The sequence below is a fragment of the Rhizobium sp. Root482 genome, assembly GCF_001426565.1.
Lineage (GTDB): Bacteria > Pseudomonadota > Alphaproteobacteria > Rhizobiales > Rhizobiaceae > Pararhizobium.
On the sequence record NZ_LMFA01000023.1, the window covers coordinates 75,782 to 96,386 of the forward strand.

Sequence of the window (20,605 nt, forward strand, 5' to 3'; positions counted from 1 at the left end):
GTTCAGAACCATCCTCCGCGCCGTCCGAGCCAGTCGGAGCGGCGCTTGCCCTGCGGGGCCTGTCCCTGCCGGTTGATCTGCCCGGCGGGATCGGTGTCGGTGGGTGCGGCCCCGAGCTGGTCCTCGAGGTCGCGCCATTTTTCGTCGGACCAGCGATCCGCGCCCGCGATCCAGGCTGCGGCGCGGGCATAGACCCGGCAATCCAGCGCCTCGTTGCGCTCGCGCAGCTTCTGCCATTCCAGCCGGGCAAAGCCGCGTTTCGTCCGCACCGTCACCAATTGCTCGGCGACGAACTGCTTCAGCCACTCATTCTCGACCCAGTGCGGCAGGTGCACCGAGCCGGGCGGGAACGCGGCACCGTCGGCCATCTCCTCCTCGGTGGGGCGCGCCAGCCGCAGGAAGCGGTAGGTCTCGGCCTTGAAGGTCGAGACCGCCACGGTCCAGAGCCGCGCCCCGCGCCGCAGGCGTTTGCCACCCTCGGTCGCGTCGACGAAGGTCGGGCCGGAGACCGGGCTCGAGCGGTTGAACCCCTCGACACCCTTCACGGGCGACACTTGCGCGAACCCCTGCGCCCGCGACCAGGAATAGACCGCCGGGGCCTCGTAGCCCGTGTCGATGGCGAGCCGCGCGATCCGAAGATGCGCGCCGCGCTCATGCGGCCAGGATCGGTCGAGCAGCGCGGTCAGCTCCGACCACGCGTCATGCCGGTCCGGCCCGCCCTCGATCACGACGTGATCGATGAGCCAGCTTTCCAGACCGCGGCCCCAGGCCCAGACATCGACCTCGATCCGGTCCTTCTGCACGTCGGCCCCGGCGGTCAGGAACAGCCCGCCCGCGGGCACCGTGCCGGATGTCCAGCGCTCGCGCCGGTCGTAGAGCCGCTGCCAGTCGGGGGCTTCGCCGGTCTCGACCCAGGTTTCGCCGAGGATCGTGTTCCGAAATGCCTTGATCGCCTCGTCCGACCCCTGCGCCGCGTCCCAGGCCCGCACGATCCGCTCCCAGCTCAGCCAGCCGATCGGCGAATAGAGCGCCGAGAGGTGATACCCCACCGTGGTTGGATCGGCGGCCGTGGCGGTCGCCCGCCATTCGCCAACCTCCAGCATCGCCGTCTTGTGGTGTTCCGCGATTGCCGCGTCGCAGCCCTCGCAGTGATATTCCGCCGTCTCCGGCTTGCCCTTCTGCCAGCGCAGGCGGTCGAACTTCAGCCACTGCATCGCGCCGCAATGCGGGCACGGCACGAAGTACCGGCGCTGGTCGCTGGCCTCGTACTCGCGCTCGATCCGGCTCAGCCCCCGGATGGTGGGCGTCGAGACCAGCAGCACCTTGCGCCGATGCGCGAAGGTCAGCGACCGCGCTTCCGCCAGCGTGACCGGATCGCCTTCCTCGTCGGCCGAGGCCGGATAGGCGTCGACCTCGTCGAGGAAGATGTAGCGCGCCGGGGTCGACCGCAGCCCGACCGCCGAGTTGGCCCCGGTCATGATCAGGATGCCGCCCGCGAATTCCTTCGACAGCATGGTGTTGCCCGCGTCGCGGGATCGGGCGGGTTTGACCCGCTCCCGCAGTTCCGGGCTCTCGTCGATCAGCGGGTCGATCCGCTGGCGCGAGTTGCGTTTCGCCAGTTCTACCGTCGGCTGGACCGCCAGCATCGGGCCCGGCGCCTGGTGGATCGCGAACCCGATCCAGTTGTTCCCTGCCTCGGTCGCACCGACCTGCGCGGCTTTCATGAACACGATCCGCTGCGTGGGATCGCCGGGGCTCAGCCGGTCCATGATCTCGCGCATGTAAGGTGTGCGCACCGTGCGATACCGCCCCGGTTCGGCCGAGGCGCGGCCCGAAAGCATCCGGTGCCGGTCCGCCCATTCCGAAACGGTCAGGTCTGGGTCGGGCCGCAGCCCGTTGCCCCAGGCGCGCAGGATCTCGCCCGCGCCGTCGAAGTCCGTCAGTGCGTCATCATCACCTGAAGTCAGGCCGGACCTCGGCAAGCTCGTCGAGGTGGGCGCGTACATGTTTCTCCAGGACCTTCTGCATCGCGGCTGGCTCCACGGTGATCTGCGAGCCTGTCGCGTCCCTGCACGAGGCGGAGAGCTCGGCCGCCATCAGCGCCGCCGCGCGTGCAGGCCAGTTCACCCACGCGTCCCGTTCCTCGCGCGCCAGGCGGAACACCAGCGACAGCGCGCGGGCCCGCTCGATCAACTCCCCCTTCAGCTTCTGGAGCCGGATGCGCCGCTCCTGCGCCTTCAGCACCTCGTTCGCGGTCTTGGCCTGCAGAAAGGTCGTGCCGCCGCCGACGGCCGGAACCGCCAAACCCTGTTCGCGGAGCGTGTCGCCAACAGCGGCCACCGCCGCCTCGGGGACAGGCTTCAGCTTCGGCGCGGGCGGCTTGCGGGTCTTGGACGGGTCCGTCGTCTCCACCCGCCGCGCATCACTTGCGGCTGCGTTGATGCTGCCGTCCGGATAGAAGACCAGTCGCTCGGCCGTCTTCGCCTTCTGGATCGCGCCCCGCGACAGCCCGACATGCGCGGCGTACTGCCGCTCGCTCATGCCCTGCATCGACGGCTCCGATTATCATTCAAGATCATGTGCTTATCGAGTTGATAAGCGTGGCGGACAGAGGGAACGTGTCTCCAGAAGGACGATGCAACTCACCACGGAGCCACCCCGATGACCCGCCGCGCCACCGACAATTCCAACGCCCTCGACGCCTTCATCGCCGCCAAAATCGAGATCGACGGGATGCTGGAGCGGCTCTCCGCCCTCAGGCGGACCATTTCGGGACCAGCCCCGACGAGATCAACTGGGGCCATGTCGGCACCCTGAACCACTACCGCGCCAAGCTGCGCGAGATAACCGACATGGCCTTCAGCGAAGGCGAACACGCCGAGTAAGACGACCCGCTCCCGGTCCCGCCCGCCGACTGGCGGGCTCGACCTCGTAGAAGGGGCCGCATCCCGCGCGCCCGATACGGGAGACGACGATGACACAGCTTTCCGACACCCAAGCCCTGATCCTGAGCGCCGCCGCCCAGCGGCCCGAGCATATCGCCCTGCCGCTGCCCGAGAGCTTGCGCGGAGGCGCCGCCGCCAAGGTGGTGGGCGCGATGCTCGCAAAGGGCTTACTCGCAGAGGTCGACGCGGACATGCGCAACAGCGAGCCCGTCTGGCGCGAGACCGGCGACGGCCACGGCGTCACACTGGTCGCCACCGACGAAGGCCTCACCGCCATCGGCATCGAGCTCGAGGACGCGGATACCGCGCCTGCGGGCGCGACGGACGCGCCGACCGAGGAGTCCGCGCCGGACACCCCCACTGAGCCAGTACCCGCGCCCAAGGCACGCAGGCCGCGCGAGGGCACCAAGCAGGCCACGCTGATCGCCATGCTGCGCGCGCCGGATGGCGCGACCATCGAGGAGATCATGGCCGCGACCGGCTGGCAGTCGCACACGGTGCGCGGCGCGATGGCCGGGGCGCTGAAGAAGAAGCTCAGGCTCGACGTGACCTCGGAGAAAGTCGAGAACCGGGGACGCGTGTACAAACTCCCTGCCGCCTGACGCACTTGACCCCCGACAAGTTGACGATCGCCGCCCCGGAGGACGGCGGTCGTCATGCCTCTAGCCGAGATCTCAGATGGAGATCTTCCAGTAGGCGAGTACCTCCCGAACTTCATCGCGAGGATAGTGTGGACCGGCGTTCGCTAGATCGTGGCGAATTCGCGCCAGTCGGTTGTCCGCAGCAATCTTGATGCGCGACGAGAAGGACGCCGTTCCAGGCGGGATGGAAGGCCTGTCCGGCCTGGGCCAGCTTTCGGGATAGCCATGCCACTCCGACCAGTTTTCGACCTGGGCAGCTAGCGCCGCGACCTCTGTGTGGTCGCACGACCAGCCGTAGAGATGTAGTGCGCACACTCGCAGCAGCATCTTCACTTCGGTCATGACGTCGGTGAAGGCTTTCAGTGGCGTTGGAAGCAATACCATGTTCGCCACGCACGAGAAGAAACGCCTGTCCTGAACAACAGCGTTACTCATCTGAAAGAACGCGTCATCCACCCCCCAGATATGGCAGCACGACCAGTTCGGCCGCTCATCAGAACGGAGCCCTAGCGCGAGTGTCAGAGCCTTGTTTGCATGCACATTCCCCTCGGACTTATGTACGCTGACGCGCGTCTGCCGATTGGTGTTCATCTGCGGCTCTGACCAGTTCGCCTTGTAGAAAAGACTGCGCCGAGCATGTTCCGGGTACCAGACCGGCAGATACTGAAACGTCTTCGGATCGACCCATCGGGCGGTCCGCTCGATGAGTTGCATCACATCCGCAAGACTAAGCTCGCGACGAAGGGCCTCAAGCCCATCCGGAAGCGTTGCGTCGCTGGTGCCACCGTTCTCTATGGTCAGAAATATTTCTCCGTCACACTCGGCGAACTCGAATCGCCTCAAACAGCCGCCGTAGTCCAAAGCTTCTCACTATACTCACAAGAGTAAAGATCGCGCCCATCTGGAGGTTCTGCGCCAGCGTGGTGTGCAAGCCAAAAATCGGGAAGATCAGGATCTGCGTCACTACGGCGACGCCGTAGCCGACCGCGACATTGGCGATCGACTCGACCAGTGACATTAGCCGCGACTGTTTCATGCCGCCTTGCTCTTCCTGCGCCGTATGCTCGCAGCCTCGGTGAGGGTATTGGCCTCATCTCTAAGTCGCTCGGTTTTCACCTGCGTGAAGGTCCGGCCGTCTCCGTCGAGGATCGCCTCGCGTCCTGTTTCCGCCTGCCAACGTTCCACGGCGACATCCACATAGGTCGGGCTGATCTCCATCGCGAAGACGCGACGGCCGTTGGCCTCGCCCGCGATGATCTGCGAGCCGGAGCCGCAGAACGGCTCGTAGCAAAGCCCGCTGCGCGCCACATGCTGGCGCATCGGAATCCCGAAGGCGTCGAGCGGTTTCGGCGTGGGGTGGTCGGGCCGGTCGTCCTTGGCGAAGCTGGGCAGCGCCCATGTTGATGACAGTGTTTCCTCGGCCACCTTCGGCGGACGGTTCGGTCGGCGCCAGCCCATGAAGCAGGGCTCGTGCTTCCAGAGGTAATGCGAGCGGGTCAGGACGCCGCGGTCCTTCACCCAGATGATCTGCTGATGGACGAAGGCACCGGCCTTCTCCCAGCAGGCCTCGAGCATCGCCTGACGGCGCGAGGCGTGCCAGCAGTACCATGCTGCGTCCTCGGCGATGGCTTCCGCCACGGCCGCCGAGATGAACCCGTCGTATAGTTCCGCGCCCTGAGAACTGTCATCCCAGGTCGTGCCGTAGGACGCCGACCAGTCCTTGTTACGCGTCGGATGGTTCGAGCCGTCATAGTCGACGAGATACGGCGGATCGGTTGCGAACAGAATCGCGCGCTCGCCATTCATCAGGCGCCGCACGTCGTCGTGGCTCGTGCTGTCGCCGCAGAGCAGCCGATGGTCGCCGAGTATCCAGAGATCGCCGGTGCGGGACGCCGGATTGCGCGGCGGCTCCGGGATGGTCACCGGGGGCACGGAGCCGCCGGCACCACCTTCTTCACCGTCCCCCTCGGGCACGAAGGCCAGCAGCTTGTCCAGCTCGCCATCGGTGAAGCCGACCAGCGACAGGTCGAAGTCGTCTGCCAGCAGGTCGTTCAGTTCCGCCGACAGCAGCGCCTCGTCCCAGGTGCTCAGTTCCGTCAGCTTGTTGTCCGCGATTCGATAGGCCCTGCGCTGCGCCTCGGTCAGATGCCCCAGCACGATGACTGGTGCCTCGGTCAGCCCGAGCTGCGTCGCCGCCAGGACCCGGCCGTGCCCAGCAATCAGCTCGCCGTCCTCCGCCACGAGGCACGGCACGGTCCAGCCGAACTCGGCCATGCTGGCGGCGATTTTCGCGACCTGGTCCGCGCCATGCGCCTTCGCGTTCTTTGCGTAGGGCTGGAGGCGCGACAGCGACCAGGTCTCGATCGCGTCCGGGGCGAAGCTCAGCGTCATGGTGGGCAAGGTTCCTCAGTCGGGTGGATGCCGGTGGTTTCCGGACTCCGGATGCCCTGCTGGACTCCACGCAGGTCCAGCGGCCACCAGCGGTGTCCGGTCAAACGGCTCGTGTTCATTGGTGTTTGCGCGGGGCGCAGGTGGGGCCGGCTTCCGGGTGGCTTCCCAAAAATCCGGCCCTGTCGCTGGCGATGTCCCGCGCTTCGCCCGCCAGCATACGAATATCGCCAGGAAGGACCCGCGAACTCGCATGATAGCGGACCGCGATTGGGATGCGCGCGCCTCTCGCGAGGATGGCCGAAAATCTAGTCTGATCTGCCGTTTATGTCCGTTCGAAAACTGTCCGGCAGACACTTTCCTCGCCATTGCTCACCGCCGCGCCGCGCCAGTCAGTTCGATCACCTTGCGCTTCGAATAGCTGCGATTGAGCCGCCGGCCATTGAGCCGGAATGCAATGACGCATAGCGCATACAGCCAGCGCTCGTGCGCCGCCGACCGCTGCAGTCCCACCGTCCAGCAGATCGTTTTCCAACGCTCGCCGTGCGCACGCAGCCAGATAATCTTGCCGTCAACAGGTTCGAGCCCCACCGTCCAGCTGAGCGTCTCCTCCATCCGGCTGATGGCAGCGGGCGACGGCAAGATGCGCATTGGCTTGGGCTGCTGTCCAACCTTGTCGGCGAAGTCATGAACGACCTCTGGCCAGGTGCTGAAGTATCCCTGTCGTTGCTGTTCGGGCAGTCGCTTGAGCACGTAAGCGGCTTCCGCCAGGCGTTCCTCGACGAGGCTCGGTGTCCACTCGGTCATCGGCGCGCCTCCTTCGCCTGATCGCGATCGCCATAGAGCTTGTCGCCGAGTTGCCGGATCAGTTCACGTTCGGGCCAGGTCAGCCGGTCATCATCGAGCGACACCGCGAGGACGCGCTGCTCCCGCCAGCCCTCGCGCTTGACCTCTTCGGGGCTGCGGCGCTGTCCGCCATAACCTCGTGGCGCCCACCTCACAGCACACCTCCCCGGGTCTCCATCGCCCAGAGCAGGATGGCGATTGCATCGGCCTCATTATCGTCGGCGGGCTGGAACCCACGCTCGCGCATTGCGGCCAACACGGCTTCCTTGCCGGCGTTTCCCTTGCCGGTGGCGAACCGCTTGATGGTGCCGACCGGTACGCCTTGATAGGCGACGCCTTCGCGCTCGCACCAGGACGTCAACGTTGCCAGAAACCCGCCGTAGAGGTGGGCGGCGTCGGTCCCGATGTGACGCCGGACCTCCTCGAAATAGATCGAGGCCAACCCACCACTGTCGTCAGCCAGCTGTTCGAGCCAGTGCTGGAAACGCAGATACCGCATGCCGCCGCCGTCATAGCGCCCGGTCCGGAATGTCGCGGTGCCACTGTGAACGATCCCGCTGACAAGGCTCGCCCAGCCAGTGGTGGTCCCAAGGTCGAGAGCGAGGATGGTGCTGCCGGCAGAAGCGGAAGCAACGCGCATGGGAGAGAGGTCGGTTACAGGGACGGGTGATGGATGCATGTTCATGCGGGTTGATCCTTCTCGTGTTCTGTCGGGAATGAGAGGTCCGGCACGCCATGCGCACGCGAAGCCCCTGGGGGTGGGCGAGGGAGAACCCGCCTGCGGCGTTCTCCCCCACCCCTGAAGGGGGTGGCTTTCACCCCCACAACTTGGAAGGCCAAACGAGGCCCTGATAATGTTGATAAATTTCAAGTTGGGGATGGGCTGGGGAGCCGCCGCTTCCCCAACTTGAACCTGCGCAGCCCATCGAAGCTGTACGAGCAGCAGCGCAGGTAGTTGGGAGAGGTCTGCCCAACTTGACGCCGCGCAACCGCAGGCGGCAGTGCGGAAGGGAGCGAAGGTAGTTGGGCGCCGCTTTCCCAACTTCCCCAACTTGAAGCTGCGCAAGTCTGCGAATGATGCGGATCGGTGGAGGGCGATCATTCGGCGCCCTCCGGATAGACCCAGACGCCAGGGTTCTCCACGGGAAGAGCGGCACCGGTCTGGGGGCACTTGTACGTGCTGGGCAGGACCTGTATCCGCTCCGGAATGAGCTCGCCGGTCTCGACATCAGCAATCTCGTCGCCGGTCGGGAACACCATGTCCTCGACGCAGAGATAGCCGAACTTCGACTTCGAGGTGGGCAGACCGAAGGGTGCGCCGTCGCGGACGAACTTGATGAAACCCTTGGTCGCCAGCACGCTGATCCGTTCGCGGATCGTGTCCTTGCCACCGAGCCCGGCGCGGTTCTCGAAACTCTCAGCGAACTGCAGCGCCGTGTAGAGCCGCCCGGCTTGTGCTTCATCGAAGAGCAATTGAAGGATGACGTCATGCTTGCGGACGCGCTCGGCGTCGAGCTTCTCGCCGAACTCGCGGCGTACGAGCCTTGTCTCGGAGCGGTCGATATCGACCCAGCGCCCACCGGCCTTGTCGACGACCATGGGCTCGATGCCCGGCCCATTGCGCAGTTCAAAATGCAACATCCGCTCCGGGCACTCCTCGTCGGGCCGGTGCATGATGATGCCGGAGCTATAGAAGCTGCGGAGGGATCCGGCGCCCGAGAGCGCCATGAACGGATCCTCGACCAGCTGCTTCTTGGTGATCTTGCGTGTGTGGTGACAGAGGATCAGGCCGGCATCGGGCGCAACAGCGTCGCGCAATGCCTCGATCCGCTCCTGCAGGAAGAAAAGCATCGCCGTGTTGTCATTCTCGCCACCTCCGTCCGGGCCGCCATCGAAGAGGTTGCGGATCGGATCGATGCAGAGGATGTCGGGTGCGCCGTGTCCGTAATGAGCACGGGCGGCAGCGACGGCGAGAGCGACGCCGCCGGCGTCGAGCAGCATGCGCACCTTGGGCGTGGCGACCAGATTGCCGCGCGCCTTCGCCAGGAGAGCGGGATCGACCTTGATGGCCTGGAGACGCTCCCGGAGGTAATGATATTGGATCTCGGCCTGCAGATAGAAGATCCGCAGCGGCCGGCTCGGCGCGAAACCGAGGAACGGCACGCCTGCTGCCATGTGGACCAGCAGGCTGATCAGGAAGTCGCTCTTGCCGACCTTCGGCGCGCCACAGAGCACCAGCATCCCGCCCGGCGTCAGCAACCGCGGCGCTATGATGTCCTCCGGCATCGGGCTCAGATCGTCGAGCAGCGCGCCGAGTGTGAAGGCCGGCAGTGCCGACATGGGTGGGGCGGAGAGCCGCTCGAGCGCCGGCCCATGACGTTCCTCGTGCAGTCGCCAGAGGCGCTGCGCTTCCGAGGCGAGTCGCTCCAGCGGCCAGTGTGGGCGTAACTGGGCGGCGTTGTACTGGCAGATTGCCTCCCAGGCCTCGTCACGGCTCATGCGGCCTTCGTGCGCCATACGCACATAGTGACCGATCGCGGCGCTTGCTCCCTGGAAGCGCGACCAGTCGTCGGCGCCACCTTCGCGGGCCGGAGTCGTCAGGATCTCCGTAATTGATGGTTTTCCGGTCGTCGGTCCGGGCTCGGAACCAACACCTGCCAGCGGCGGCATGTCAGCGACGAGTTCGGCGAAATCGCCCAGATGGACCTCTACCCGAGGGCTGTGGCGGCGGATGTTGACCAACCGTCTGAACCCGCCCTTGTGATAGACCGAGCCCGCCAAACGGATGGGTTGGTGGGCCGAACGGAAATGGGTGTCGCCGCCCACCTTGACGGCGATATCACCGCGCAGCCGACAAAGGAGCGAGATGTCCTCGCCCTCGGCCGGTTCACTCAGGCGCCACCAGACATGAAGCTTATCCAGGCCATCTGGCGTGCGGCCGCCGCTTTCGACGAGCAGAGTCGGTTCGCCGAGATGCCGGATGAGATGATCGAGCTTGGCTGTGATGTCGCCCGCGTCGAGATCGACCAGAACGGTCTGCATCTGCCGGACGTCGGCGGCCTTCGCCTTGCCGGTCTCAGCGACCGTCCCCGGCACCACATAGAAGGCCGCGCCCTCGCGCGCCGCCCAGCTGGCGAAGGCCCCCGCTTTCTCCAGCAAACTGTCGCCGATCTCGATCCAGGCGTTATGGGGGCGGCCGTCGATGCCCTGGCCCTTGTCGACGAAGCCCCGCAGCGGCACCCAGCCCTCGCAATAGCCGAAGACGACGTCGAGAAAGATCGCGATCTGCTCAGGATCCGGCTCAACGTCGAAGGCATCGGGCTGCGGCGCGGCGTCGTTGAAGTCCCGCCATGCTTCGAGGGAGACGACCTTGTTCTCGCTCATGCCGGTAGCCCCCAGCAACGATCCGCCCACGGGCACATTCGGCATTCGTGAAAATCGCGCGTCGTGGCGATGCGGGGGAGCAGCTCTCCTGCGTCCGTTGCCTGCAGGATCCGCACGCCGCGGTCGCTCATGCGCTGGGCCAGCCCTGCGTCGAACGGTACGAGCTCGTGGTGGAGTTCGGCGGTGTCCTTGTTGATGGCGGTGAACAGCGCCGGATTGGCGGACATGCCCGGCACCTGCGCTTCCATGTAGGCCTGGTAGAGCGCGATCTGCGCCGCGTAGATGGGCTTTGCCAGAACGACACCCCTGGCCACGGTGTCGCGCCAGTTCTTCGCGTTCATCGTCTTGCATTCCCAGAGCGCCGGAACTTTGATCTGCAGCGGCTCTGGTGCCGCGGCGATGATCCCGTCGACGTGCCCGCGAATACGTCCATCGGCGGCAGAGAAGCCGAATTGCTCTCCGTCCGGCTGGTTGCCCTTACGGGTGTAGAGATCGAACCTGGCGCCGCGCAGCCACCGGATTGCGAGGTCTTCGAGGGCGTGTCCGATCTCGAAGATCCGCAGTGTCCGCCCGCCGAAATCAGCGCCATCGTCCTTCGGAGCTCCGGCGAACTCGAACTGCAGGGCGCGCTCGCAGGCGTGTCCGAGGCGAGAGCCCCCGAGATAGGTTCGTGGCGGGATTAACGTTCGTTCAGCGACGATCGCCTCGTCGATGACCGTGTTGATGTGTTCCGCACAGGGGGCGCGGTGATTGTAGTCGAGCATCAGAACGGCACCTCCGCATCGACGTTTGCGGCCATGCCGTGCATGGCGTCCTGGAAGCCGCCGACGGCGACCTCGATGAGCGTGAGCACCTGCGCCTCGGAGAGATCAGAGAAGCGCGCCTGCCAGCCGATCTCCTCCATGATTTCGGCGAGCGGTTTCATGGCGGCGCGGATCGCCGCCTTCTCGTGTTCGGTGAGGTCAACCATGGTCCATCGCTCCCGCGCCAAGCGCGTCCAGAAGCCTTGGCAAACCATCGAGCAGAACCAGACCGAGGGGCGCGGTTGCTTGGACCGCACCGGGTCGGACCAGCCAAAGCCACGAGTTGGCCGCCGACACACGGCGCAGAGTGTCCCACGCGGATGCCAGAGCCGCAGTCGATCGGAAACGGCCGAGACCAAGAGCATCCTCCATCACGCCGCCGCTCCGATTGGTGCCTCGGGATCAGCGTCGGCGGCCCCGAAGACGAGGGAGCGGATGGCATCGCGGTTGAAGCGGAATGACAGCAACGCCGAGGCCTGGTAGCGGGTGAGCCCGAAGTCCTGCCGGTATTCGGCGGGCAGGAATGCGAGTTGCCGGCTGGTCGGCGGCTCATTGAGCCAACGACGCGTCTTGTGGGCGCTTTCGTCGCTCTCATGCTCGTTGAGCCAATCGTCGGCTGCCGCGAGGCACACAGTGCGCTCGCCCAGCGCCAGCAGATGCGGGCGCTGCTTCTGCAGGCCGCCGACGCCATACCAGCGGCTACCCAGAAAGAAGACACCTCCCCATGCGTTGAAGCCGTTGGCGACAAGCGCAGCATCGTCGCCGAAGAGGTCGCACCAGCGGAAACTCGACCGTTTGAGGAGATCGATCTCCGACATGACGAAGTCGCCGAGCGGGGCTGCTTCGCCGCCTTCAGGGCGCTCCCAAAGGTGACCGCACAGCGGGCACTCGGTGGTGGCGAGCGGCACAACGGCCCCGCACTCGGGGCAATCCTTCGTCGGCGCCTCGCCGGAGGGTTCATGGCCGTTCAGGTCGACGTCCTGCTCCAGCGATCCATGCAGCAGCGTCGAGGTACCAAAATCGAGCACGATGCAGTCGGTCTTAACGATGCCCGGATGCTCTTCGGGCGAGACCGTGCGAAGGCCCCGGCCTACCATCTGGATCATGGTCGATTTGTAGGAGCTCGGCCGCAGCAGCACGACGCCGCTGGTCGGCGGGTGATCCCAACCTTCGGTCAGGACCGCGACGTTGACGACGACACGCAGGTCACCAGCGGCATACGCCGCCAGGGTGGCCCTGCGGTCCACATCGCTCATGTCGCCGTGGATCAACACCGCGGCGATGCCGGCCGCGTTAAAGGCGTCAGTGACGTTGCGAGCGTGGTCGACGGTAGAGCAGAACACCACCGTCTGGCGCTCACTCGCCTTCTCCTGCCAATGTCGAATGACCGCTTCCGTGACCGGCGAGCGGTTCATGATCGCATCGACCTCGGCCATGTCGAAATCGTCGGCCGTGCGGCGCACCCTGGTGAGCTGATCCTGGACGCCGACATCGATGACGAAGGTGCGCGGCGGCACGAGGTGGCCGGAGGCAATCAACTCACCGATCCGGATCTGGTCGGCGACGTTCGAGAACACCGGGCGCAGTCCGCGCTTGTCGCCCCGGTTGGGCGTGGCGGTAACACCATAGATGCGGCACATCGGATTGCGCTTGAGCGCGGTGTCGATGATGCGTCGATAGCTGTCCGCCGCCGCGTGATGCGCCTCGTCGATCACCAGGAGGTCGAGCGCAGGGATCTGATCGAGATTGCCGGCGCGTGCCAGCGTCGGCACCATCGCAAAGGTGACCTGTCCGCCCCAGGACTTCTCCCTGGCGTCGACGACCGAGGTCGTGATCCTCGAATTCACGCGACCAAACTTGCTGCGGTTCTGAACGGTCAGCTCGTCGCGGTGGGCCAGCACGCAGGCCTTGGCTTCGGTCTCGGCCACCATTCGTCCAGCGACCGCAGAAAGCATGATCGTCTTGCCCGCTCCGGTTGGGGCAACGCCGAGGGTGTTTCCATGCTCGCCGAGCGCGCGGACGCTGCGCTCGACGAACTGCTTCTGGCGGGGGCGCAGCAGCATGGCGTGCCCCTCACTGTGCCCAGGAGGGGCGCACGCCCGGCTGCGGCATCGAGGACTGGGCGGTGAAAGCCGGTGGCTGCGTCGGCGGCACGATACCGGCCGCGCCCATGATGGCAGCGTATTCTTTGTGGTCCGGCGTCACCGCCGCGCGAACCTCGTTCTTCTCGTCGCCATTGGTGTCTGTGCCGATGTCGACCTTTGCCACGAACTCGAGCCCGTCGAGATCGGCGAAGCTGCTGATGCGGCGGGCGGCCTGCGCCTGTGCAGAACTGTCCTTGTCCGAGATGCCGCGCGCAGAATTCAGCATGCCGCGGATCAGGCTGCGGCCCATGTTTGCCCAATCCGGCCCCTTAGGGCTGTAGAGCCCGATTAGGGTGAATATCTTCCGTCGGGCATAGGGCCCTTCGAGCACCGTGAACTCGCCCGAGAGGTAGACCGAACCGGTCGTTCCCCGCGCGGCGTATCCACCGGTCCAGCCCTGCGCGGGGTCGTCGAACCCGCCCGGGCGGATCGTCAGGCGGACCTTGGCCAGCGTGCCCTTGGGAATGATGTTGGTGTTCTGCTTGGCGTCGTTGAAGTCGTTCCAGGATCCAGACATGACTGGGCTCTCCTCGTTCAGGCGTTTTGGGATTGGGTGGGGGTGTCGGTGTCCGGGGCGGCGGCCGGTGATGGGCTGCGATGGTCGAGCCGCTCGGAAGCGGGTTTCACCGGCCCGCGGATCTTCGCCATGAGACGGCCGAGATGCGGCTCCTCGACAGACAGGAGCCGGCCGGAGCGGTCTTTCGCGGGGAAGTTCCAGGGATTGATGGTCTGGCAGACAAAGGCGCGGTACGGCGTGCCGGACTCGTCCTTGATCTCGGCCATCGTCAAGACTTCATCGACGATGCCAGGGAGCTCGAGTCCGGTCTTGGACCCGTCGATCTGCGCCGAGAAGACGCGCTTGTTGAAGTCGTCGAGCTTCTCATCGAGGATCCCGACGAACCAGACGTTCTTCGCTCGCGTGTGCTGCAGATGGGTGAGCCACGCGATCATCTCGCGCCCGTGCAATCCATAGGCGCCGCGGATGTCGGGCTTGCAGGTCTTTTCCGAAAAGGCTTCCGGTTGACCCTTGCACCACTGGAAGCAAAGTCTGGCCGCAACGGTGATCGAGTCGATGAAGATGGTCTGGTAGCGGTCCAGCGCCGCCGGATCGCCGAAGCGATCGCACACTGCAGCGTGGTGGGCCTCGCTGTAGACCTGGTCGTCCCGGAGCGCCGGATTGGGTCCGCCGATGAAGACGGCGAAGTCGCGGCATTCGGCCCAGGTACGCGGTCGCACGCTGTCACCGGACCAGCCTTCGATGGCCAGATCGCCCGCCTCCAGATCGATGAAGAGCGTCGTGGCGGGATCGAGCGTCCACAGCAGGCTGGTCTTGCCGATGCCGGATTTGCCGAAGATCGCACCCTTGATGCCGCGCGGTTCGGCGAGCCGCTGATCGGCCGAGATGATGGGGAGGGTCATTTCATTCCTCCCCGGCCCGGATGAGCCTGAAGGTCATCTTGCCAGTGCGAACGGTACGGGCTGGTTCGAAGATTTTGCGGATGTGTGAGGGCCATGCTGCGTAAGCGCGCTCGGTGATGTCGAACTTCGTCCTGACGTATTCGGCAGGGTCTTCGCCGGCGGCTCTGATCTTTTCGACGAGCGCAGCAAGGATATGCTGATCCCAGTCCACCCTCTTGGGCGTGGTCACGGCAACGACGACGCCATCTTCGTCAGCAAGGCGCACCGTGCCGGTGTCCTTGGCAGCCTCGAGGCGCGCCATGGCGGCGCGGTCGGTGTATTTGAGCGCAATGGCCCCGTTGAGCCACTCGCTAACAGCCTCGGCGGCGCGCAGCCGCTCGCCGGCTTCCTCCTGCAGAAGCGCCAGTTGCTCGGCGGCCAGAGCGGCGATGTCGCCGATCGGCATAAGCCCGAGGTCGTCAAGTGAAATGCGGTTGGAATCTCTCATCGCCGCACCCCTCACGCCGCAGGATTGGCGAAGGTGCGGGCAGTGCTTGCGCGGATCTGCTCGCGCTCGTACTCCTCGATGTCCTCGAGCCGGTACACGACCCGGCCGCCCAGCTTGACGAAGCGTGGGCCTTCGCCCGTCCAGCGCCACCGCTCGAGCGTGCGGTGCGAGATGTTCCAGCGCGCAGCCAGATCAATTTGATTGAGGTGTTTGGTAGCCATCTGTCTGTCCTTCGGTTCCAGTCGAAAACCTGCGGAGAGGATGGCGAAGGATCAGAACTGCGTCGTCGGGACGGAAAGTGGATCGTAGGGGGATGAAATAGGATCGTTTTCCTATGTGAAGGGGGATGTCTGGGGGATAAAGCTCAGGCGAGCCAGACCCATCAAATGCGAAAAGCCCGGCGGAATCCGGCTTCGTGGTGGGGGATCAGGAGAACTTGATGTTAAGCCGATATCGTCCGCGCCGGTCGGACTGGATGAGCTTGCGCCAATCGGGCTGCGTCTTGAAAAGATCAGACAGGCGCGTGCAGGAGGAGCCAGCATCCGCCAGCACTGCCTTACCGTGCTGCCATGGGCACCCGCTCACGGCAGCATCATGGAGGATTTTCACGACGCGAGCCTGGAACTGCCCGAGCATGTAGGTTCGTTCTCCGAGGGTAACCTCGCTGAAATCATCCCTTTGTTCGAAGACGATCTCGGAGCCGCGTCCGGTGCCCGCCAGTCCGTGCTTGGCTTCAGCACGATCCCGCTCATCTCGGCGGACAACCAATTCATCCTGCTTGACCAGGATGCCATTCTCCGGCTGCAGCACCACACAGTAGCGGTCAGAGGGAGCATCGAAGCGCTCGACGCGCAGCGCGCCCTCGTGGAACAGACGATAGGCGTCGTGAGCCCTAAGATCCTGAAGCCCGTGAAACAGACTCTGATCCTCGGGGATGCTGCACCACTGGCCCTTGTCCACTTCCTCGTAGCAGCCCTGTTCCAGGCGAACGCCATAGAGGCGCACGGAAACTTTCAGCAGTCCGTTCTCGGTAAGGTACACCAAGTCGCGGTGAGGCAGTTCCCACCGCTCCTCCAGCTCTTCGAGCGCAAAGTACTCCTTCTCGATGCCTGCCATGCCACGGACTCGCCCACTACCATTCGTTCCGTGTTTGTTCTATTTCCTTGACGCGGACGAATCAATCCGCTTATGTCCACATTATCCACATATCGGATGACCCAGATGCAGATGAAGCTCGCCGAACGGCTCAGGGCACGCGCTCAGCAGTTGGCAATGAACGCGCGCGAGGTGGCAGAGCAGGCACGCGTTAACCGGTCGTTCGTCTACGACATCATGCGCGGTCGATCGGAGCATCCCAACCTGGAGAAGCTCGACAAGATCGCCAAGGTGCTGAAGGTCGACCGCAACTGGTTGCTCAACGGCAGGGGCGAAGTCGAAGGCGAAGAGCCCGTGATGGGTGGGGAACCGGACGGGTTCGTTGCCATTCCCTCAGTCGAGGTCACTGCCTCGATGGGCGGCGGGAAGCTCGTCGCCGACGAGGTGGAAACCGGCGAGCCCTATCACTTCAAGAGTTCGTGGATCAGCCATAGCCTGCGCGCCAACCCGGCGAACCTCAGGATCATGCACGTCGAAGGGGACAGCATGATGCCGACCCTTCACGACGGAGATGTCGTCCTCGTCGATCTCGGTCGCGCTCTCCCTACTCCACCCGGCATCTTTGTGTTGTTCGATGGAATGGGCCTGGTCGCCAAGCGGCTGGAACACATTCCGAACTCTGACCCGCCACAGGTCCGCATCATCTCCGACAATACGTTCTATAGCCCCTATGAGCGAACGGCCGAGGAGATCAAGATCATCGGGCGCATCAGGTGGTTCGGGCGAGAGATCTAGTGGGAGAGCATGTGTCAGCGGAGGCGGCAGCTCGGGCTTCAGAGGTCATCGCTGGGCGGGTCTCCAGCCAGCATCTCCCGCTTCAGCCTCGCTGCAGAACCAGCGCTCCCCCGCACGCTCGTTGATCCGCGTCCGGTCATAATCGCGCATGCCTGGAACGTGATAGATCCGCTCGCCACTCCTGCTGATGTTACCCTTGATGTCGCAACCGTCCGACGTGACCGGCGCGGTCAGAGGGGCGACAGGTGACGAATTCCGTTGTGCTGCCCGCCACTCCCATGGCGGCTGAAATTCGCCCTGCCAGATTCCTGCTTTCTCGACGGCCGCCGCCGACTGCTCATCCGCGTAGGCGCCACCACTATAACGCGGCCAGTCCATAGCCATTCCGGCTCGCACCATTGCAACTGCCACGCCTAGCCCGTCGGCACGGAAGCAGTCCCCGACGAACCGACCATATTGATCCCGCTCCACGAACTCGCAGCGCACGGGTCGAGACTCAGCAAGCAATTGGTCGAGGGCGCGTGCCGACATCGCTCCGCAGCGGTATGATCGTCCCTGATCGTCCTCGCAGAGCTGCGAGGATTCAGGCGCATCTATGCCGTTGATCCTGATGCGCTCACCGGCGATCTCGATCGTGTCGCCATCGATAACCGAGGCGCGACCAACCAGTGACCGCACGCTCTCGTCCTCAACCAGCGAGTCTGCCGAACTTGCAACGAGCGCAAAAGCAGCAAAGATAAACGGCAAGATTGCGCGTTGGATCATTGGCATGTTCTCCATCTTCTCCAAATGGCTCGAAAGACGACGAGAGTTAAGACGGCTTTGTCGGGATGACGCACGCCAACTTGTAGAGCGGGATCCCCTGACCGCCTATTATGATGCTCAACGCGCCGCCGCCCAGGCTCGCTTTGCCGGTGATGGCGGGGCTTTTCTTTATTGGGCGCGTGTCGCAGCGGAAGTTGCGCGAATCAGCCAGGCGCCGATGAACTTCGAAACCGTCAAATCGATCGTTGACGAGGAAGAGCGCCGCGCCCGCAGTTGAGACTCGCGCACCTGTTTGAATGATTTCTCCACGTTGCGATAACCCACTGATATCGCTTGTAACCTGTTCAGCCACCGGTACCGTTCGCTGATCATCTTCAGTTGCGAACGGTCTCATGCAAGACGCTCGATCCGGTCCAAACCCGCTGTCGCCCGGCCATCTGTCGGCGCACGAACGCCTTGATGAGCTCGCCAGCATCGTTGCTGCGGGGCTGAGGCGTCTTCTGCCGGAACAGTCCAGTTCTTTACTTGCAGCTGGCGAAGACAGTTCATTCGACATTCTCGCCCTCAAACGCCGTGTTGCTCGTCGCAAACCGAGCAACCGAATTGGAGAGCGATGATGCCGGGCAGGACCGGAAGTATTGAGGCCGAACATGGACAACCGCGCGAGAGCGCCGCGGCAGATGCGAGCGTGATTGCGCAACTGGCGGCGATTAAACGTATGACCGTGGTCGAGTTGAAGACGAAGTGGGAGAGCCTCTTCGGCGCGCCCGCCCCGAACAACAGCCGCAGTTACCTTGAGCTGAGGCTGGGTTACCGGATCCAGGAACTGAGCCTCGGCGGGCTATCGCGCGAGACCCGTCGGACGCTGGACCTGCTGGCTGACGAGATCGAAGGCCAAGCCAGGCACAGGTCGATTATCGCCGATCCCCGCAACCCAATCGTCGGCACAAGGCTCGTGCGCGAATGGGACGGGGTGGAGCACACCGTCACGGTCTTGAAGGACGGCTTCGACTGGCAGGAGCGGAGGTTCAAGTCACTGTCGGCGGTGGCGAGGGCGATTACCGGCACGCAGTGGAACGGCTACCGCTTCTTCGGTCTTCGCGAAGCTCGGAGGGACGACCGATGAGCCGCCCTCAGGAAGCCGTCGCGATCATGCCGCGCCGCCAGCGTTGCGCCATCTACACCCGCAAGTCGAGCGAGGAAGGGCTCGACATGGAGTTCAACAGCCTCGACGCCCAGCGGGAGTCTTGCGAGGCCTACATTGCCAGCCAGCGCTCGGAAGGCTTCGCCGCCATCCGAGAACGCTATGACGACGGCGGGCAATCCGGTGGCACGCTGGAGCGACCCGGCCTGAAGCGGCTCATTCATGACGTCGAGGCCGGCCTGATCGACGTGATCGTGGTCTACAAGATCGACCGTTTGTCGCGCTCCCTGATGGACTTCGCCAAACTGGTCGAGATCTTCGACCGCAATCAGGTGACTTTCGTGTCGGTCACGCAGTCGTTCAACACCACGACGTCGATGGGCCGCCTGACGCTGAACATTCTCCTCAGCTTCGCTCAGTTCGAGCGGGAGGTGATTGGCGAGCGCATCCGCGACAAGGTCGCCGCGAGCCGCAAGCGCGGCATGTGGATGGGCGGGCATGTCCCGCTCGGCTACGATGTGCACGACCGCAAGCTGGTGATCAACGAGGCTGAGGCCGCGACGGTCAGGATGATCTTCCAGCAGTTCGTCGCTATCGGCTCCGCCACGACGCTGGCGAAAGCGCTGGCGGCCGAAGGCGTGCTGAACAAGCGCGGCAAGCCGATCGACAAGGGCTTCCTCTACAAACTGATCAACAACCGGGTGTACCTCGGCGAAGCCGTCCACAAGGGCACGGCCTATCCCGGCGAGCACGAGGCCATCATCGATCAGGCCCTGTGGGTCAAGGTGCGCAGCATCCTGCAGGAGAGCCCGCGCCTGCGGGCGAAGAACACGCGCCGCCAGACGCCGGCCATGCTGAAAGGGATCATCTTCACCGAGACGGGGGCGGCGATGACGCCGACGGCGACGAAGAAGGGTACGCGCCTATACCGCTACTACGCGTCTATGGACCTGATCCGAAACCGCCTAACTGGCGCTGCCTCGGGTCCGCTGCGTTTGCCCGCAGGAATGGTCGAGGACGCCGTCGTCGGCGAAATCCGTCGCATGATCCGCGCGCCCGAGATTGCGGCCCGAACGATCAAAGCCCTTCGCGAAGATGGTTCGACGATCGAGGAGAAGGCGGTGGTCAAAGGGCTCGGCGAGTTCGATCAGCTCTGGGCGGCGCTCTATCCCGCGGAGCAGACCCGCATCATTCAGCTTCTGGTCGAGCGGGTGACCGTCGGCGAAGCCGGCATCGCCGTCGATCTGCGCCAAGAGGGGCTGGGGTCGGTCCTGCGGGACATGATGGCGCCACGCCAGACGGAGGCCTGCGCATGACCGGCACGAAGAACACCATCCGCGTGGTCATTCCGCTAACGATCCGCAAACGCAACGGGCGGCCGAAGATCCTGCCGCCCGACGACACGATCGTTCGGGACAACCGGTCACAAGACCCTCACGTGCTGCGGGCCATTGCCAGGGCTTGGAGCTGGCGGCGGCAGCTGGAAACCGGGGCCGCCTCTACCATCCAGGATGTTGCCGCAGCAGAGAATATCTCCGACCGCTTTGTAAGCCGGATGATCCGCCTGACTTACCTGGCGCCTGATGTTCTCGAAAGGCTGGTCATCCACCGCATGCCACCGGCGCTGTCACTCAACGATCTGATCGCCGTCACCAATCGACCTTGGGCAGAGCAGGTGGAGACCGTGTTCGGCGCAGAGCTATGAAGAGCCCAGCGTGGACTACGCGAATGCCTGAAATTCCAATTGCG

Annotated in this window: 25 protein-coding genes; 7 read left to right on the forward strand and 18 right to left on the reverse strand. The window is 64.6% G+C overall.

From position 1 onward, the window contains the following. Positions 1–2 precede the first annotated feature (2 nt). Positions 3–2,006 carry a phage terminase large subunit family protein gene (locus ASD31_RS18915; protein WP_056337483.1) on the reverse strand — a complete coding sequence of 668 codons (2,004 nt, stop codon included), beginning with the start codon at positions 2,004–2,006 and terminating at the stop codon, positions 3–5. Then, entirely contained in the window at positions 1,954–2,550 is a 597-nt protein-coding gene (locus ASD31_RS18920) for a hypothetical protein (protein WP_056337486.1), read from the reverse strand. Before ASD31_RS18920 ends, ASD31_RS18915 begins: the two co-directional genes overlap by 53 nt. Before the next feature lie 111 nt (positions 2,551–2,661). Here ASD31_RS18920 and ASD31_RS25595 point away from each other — a divergent pair, with 111 nt between their 5' ends. Together ASD31_RS25595 and ASD31_RS18930 are read left to right on the forward strand one after the other, a co-directional pair. Further along, positions 2,662–2,817 (forward strand): hypothetical protein, encoded by a 156-nt coding sequence (locus ASD31_RS25595; protein WP_244483903.1) that lies wholly within the window; start codon positions 2,662–2,664, stop codon positions 2,815–2,817. A 157-nt stretch (positions 2,818–2,974) separates the two neighbouring features. Then, entirely contained in the window at positions 2,975–3,547 is a 573-nt protein-coding gene (locus tag ASD31_RS18930; protein ID WP_056337493.1) for a DUF3489 domain-containing protein, read from the forward strand. A 72-nt stretch (positions 3,548–3,619) separates the two neighbouring features. Here ASD31_RS18930 and ASD31_RS18935 read toward each other — a convergent pair whose 3' ends face one another. The 15 genes from ASD31_RS18935 to ASD31_RS19010 form a co-directional block, all read right to left on the reverse strand. Continuing rightward, positions 3,620–4,300: a hypothetical protein gene (locus ASD31_RS18935; RefSeq protein ID WP_244483904.1), complete on the reverse strand. Its 681-nt coding sequence runs from the start codon at positions 4,298–4,300 to the stop codon at positions 3,620–3,622. A 100-nt stretch (positions 4,301–4,400) separates the two neighbouring features. Beyond that, complete coding sequence (locus ASD31_RS18940) at positions 4,401–4,622, reverse strand: hypothetical protein (protein ID WP_056337497.1); 222 nt, start codon at positions 4,620–4,622, stop codon at positions 4,401–4,403. Beyond that, the gene (locus ASD31_RS18945) at positions 4,619–5,977 is read right to left on the reverse strand and encodes a site-specific DNA-methyltransferase (RefSeq protein ID WP_056337499.1); all 1,359 of its coding nucleotides are present in this window, start codon (positions 5,975–5,977) and stop codon (positions 4,619–4,621) included. The genes ASD31_RS18940 and ASD31_RS18945 overlap by 4 nt, the downstream gene beginning before the upstream one ends. Positions 5,978–6,346: 369 nt before the next feature. Next, positions 6,347–6,781, reverse strand: a complete 435-nt coding sequence (locus ASD31_RS18950; RefSeq protein WP_056337502.1) for a DUF6362 family protein — start codon at positions 6,779–6,781, stop codon at positions 6,347–6,349. Beyond that, positions 6,778–6,975, reverse strand: coding sequence for a hypothetical protein (locus ASD31_RS18955; protein ID WP_056337505.1), 198 nt, complete (start codon positions 6,973–6,975; stop codon positions 6,778–6,780). The genes ASD31_RS18950 and ASD31_RS18955 overlap by 4 nt, the downstream gene beginning before the upstream one ends. Then, complete coding sequence (locus ASD31_RS18960; protein ID WP_056337508.1) at positions 6,972–7,460, reverse strand: crossover junction endodeoxyribonuclease RuvC; 489 nt, start codon at positions 7,458–7,460, stop codon at positions 6,972–6,974. The genes ASD31_RS18955 and ASD31_RS18960 overlap by 4 nt, the downstream gene beginning before the upstream one ends. 458 nt (positions 7,461–7,918) lie before the next feature. Continuing rightward, entirely contained in the window at positions 7,919–10,204 is a 2,286-nt protein-coding gene (locus tag ASD31_RS18965) for an AAA family ATPase (RefSeq protein ID WP_200952223.1), read from the reverse strand. Then, entirely contained in the window at positions 10,201–10,968 is a 768-nt protein-coding gene (locus tag ASD31_RS18970; protein WP_056337514.1) for a hypothetical protein, read from the reverse strand. The genes ASD31_RS18965 and ASD31_RS18970 overlap by 4 nt, the downstream gene beginning before the upstream one ends. Beyond that, entirely contained in the window at positions 10,968–11,174 is a 207-nt protein-coding gene (locus ASD31_RS18975) for a DUF6511 domain-containing protein (protein ID WP_056337517.1), read from the reverse strand. The genes ASD31_RS18970 and ASD31_RS18975 overlap by 1 nt, the downstream gene beginning before the upstream one ends. A gap of 204 nt (positions 11,175–11,378) precedes the next feature. After that, entirely contained in the window at positions 11,379–13,070 is a 1,692-nt protein-coding gene (locus ASD31_RS18985) for a DEAD/DEAH box helicase (RefSeq protein WP_056337524.1), read from the reverse strand. A gap of 10 nt (positions 13,071–13,080) precedes the next feature. Then, positions 13,081–13,668, reverse strand: coding sequence for a hypothetical protein (locus tag ASD31_RS18990; protein WP_056337527.1), 588 nt, complete (start codon positions 13,666–13,668; stop codon positions 13,081–13,083). A 17-nt stretch (positions 13,669–13,685) separates the two neighbouring features. Next, complete coding sequence (locus ASD31_RS18995) at positions 13,686–14,570, reverse strand: ATP-binding protein (protein WP_056337530.1); 885 nt, start codon at positions 14,568–14,570, stop codon at positions 13,686–13,688. 1 nt (position 14,571) lies between these two features. Next, positions 14,572–15,057, reverse strand: a complete 486-nt coding sequence (locus ASD31_RS19000; protein ID WP_056337532.1) for a hypothetical protein — start codon at positions 15,055–15,057, stop codon at positions 14,572–14,574. Positions 15,058–15,068: 11 nt separating this feature from the next. Beyond that, on the reverse strand, positions 15,069–15,278 hold the full coding sequence (locus tag ASD31_RS19005) for a helix-turn-helix transcriptional regulator (RefSeq protein WP_056337534.1): 210 nt from the start codon (positions 15,276–15,278) through the stop codon (positions 15,069–15,071). A gap of 205 nt (positions 15,279–15,483) precedes the next feature. Beyond that, positions 15,484–16,173, reverse strand: coding sequence for a hypothetical protein (locus ASD31_RS19010; protein ID WP_056337537.1), 690 nt, complete (start codon positions 16,171–16,173; stop codon positions 15,484–15,486). Positions 16,174–16,278: 105 nt separating this feature from the next. Between ASD31_RS19010 and ASD31_RS19015 the strand changes: the two genes are divergently transcribed. Beyond that, complete coding sequence (locus ASD31_RS19015; RefSeq protein ID WP_056338212.1) at positions 16,279–16,947, forward strand: XRE family transcriptional regulator; 669 nt, start codon at positions 16,279–16,281, stop codon at positions 16,945–16,947. A gap of 45 nt (positions 16,948–16,992) precedes the next feature. On the opposite strand, the gene ASD31_RS19020 is transcribed toward ASD31_RS19015, so the two are convergent. Beyond that, on the reverse strand, positions 16,993–17,712 hold the full coding sequence (locus ASD31_RS19020; RefSeq protein WP_082520641.1) for a thermonuclease family protein: 720 nt from the start codon (positions 17,710–17,712) through the stop codon (positions 16,993–16,995). Positions 17,713–17,716: 4 nt separating this feature from the next. Here ASD31_RS19020 and ASD31_RS26060 point away from each other — a divergent pair, with 4 nt between their 5' ends. From ASD31_RS26060 to ASD31_RS19040, 4 genes are all read left to right on the forward strand, one after another. After that, complete coding sequence (locus ASD31_RS26060; RefSeq protein WP_156392726.1) at positions 17,717–17,989, forward strand: hypothetical protein; 273 nt, start codon at positions 17,717–17,719, stop codon at positions 17,987–17,989. A gap of 339 nt (positions 17,990–18,328) precedes the next feature. Further along, complete coding sequence (locus ASD31_RS19030; RefSeq protein WP_082520642.1) at positions 18,329–18,838, forward strand: DUF2924 domain-containing protein; 510 nt, start codon at positions 18,329–18,331, stop codon at positions 18,836–18,838. Continuing rightward, on the forward strand, positions 18,835–20,172 hold the full coding sequence (locus ASD31_RS19035) for a recombinase family protein (RefSeq protein ID WP_056337544.1): 1,338 nt from the start codon (positions 18,835–18,837) through the stop codon (positions 20,170–20,172). The genes ASD31_RS19030 and ASD31_RS19035 overlap by 4 nt, the downstream gene beginning before the upstream one ends. Continuing rightward, on the forward strand, positions 20,169–20,561 hold the full coding sequence (locus tag ASD31_RS19040; protein ID WP_056337547.1) for a hypothetical protein: 393 nt from the start codon (positions 20,169–20,171) through the stop codon (positions 20,559–20,561). Before ASD31_RS19035 ends, ASD31_RS19040 begins: the two co-directional genes overlap by 4 nt. Positions 20,562–20,605: the final 44 nt, after the last annotated feature.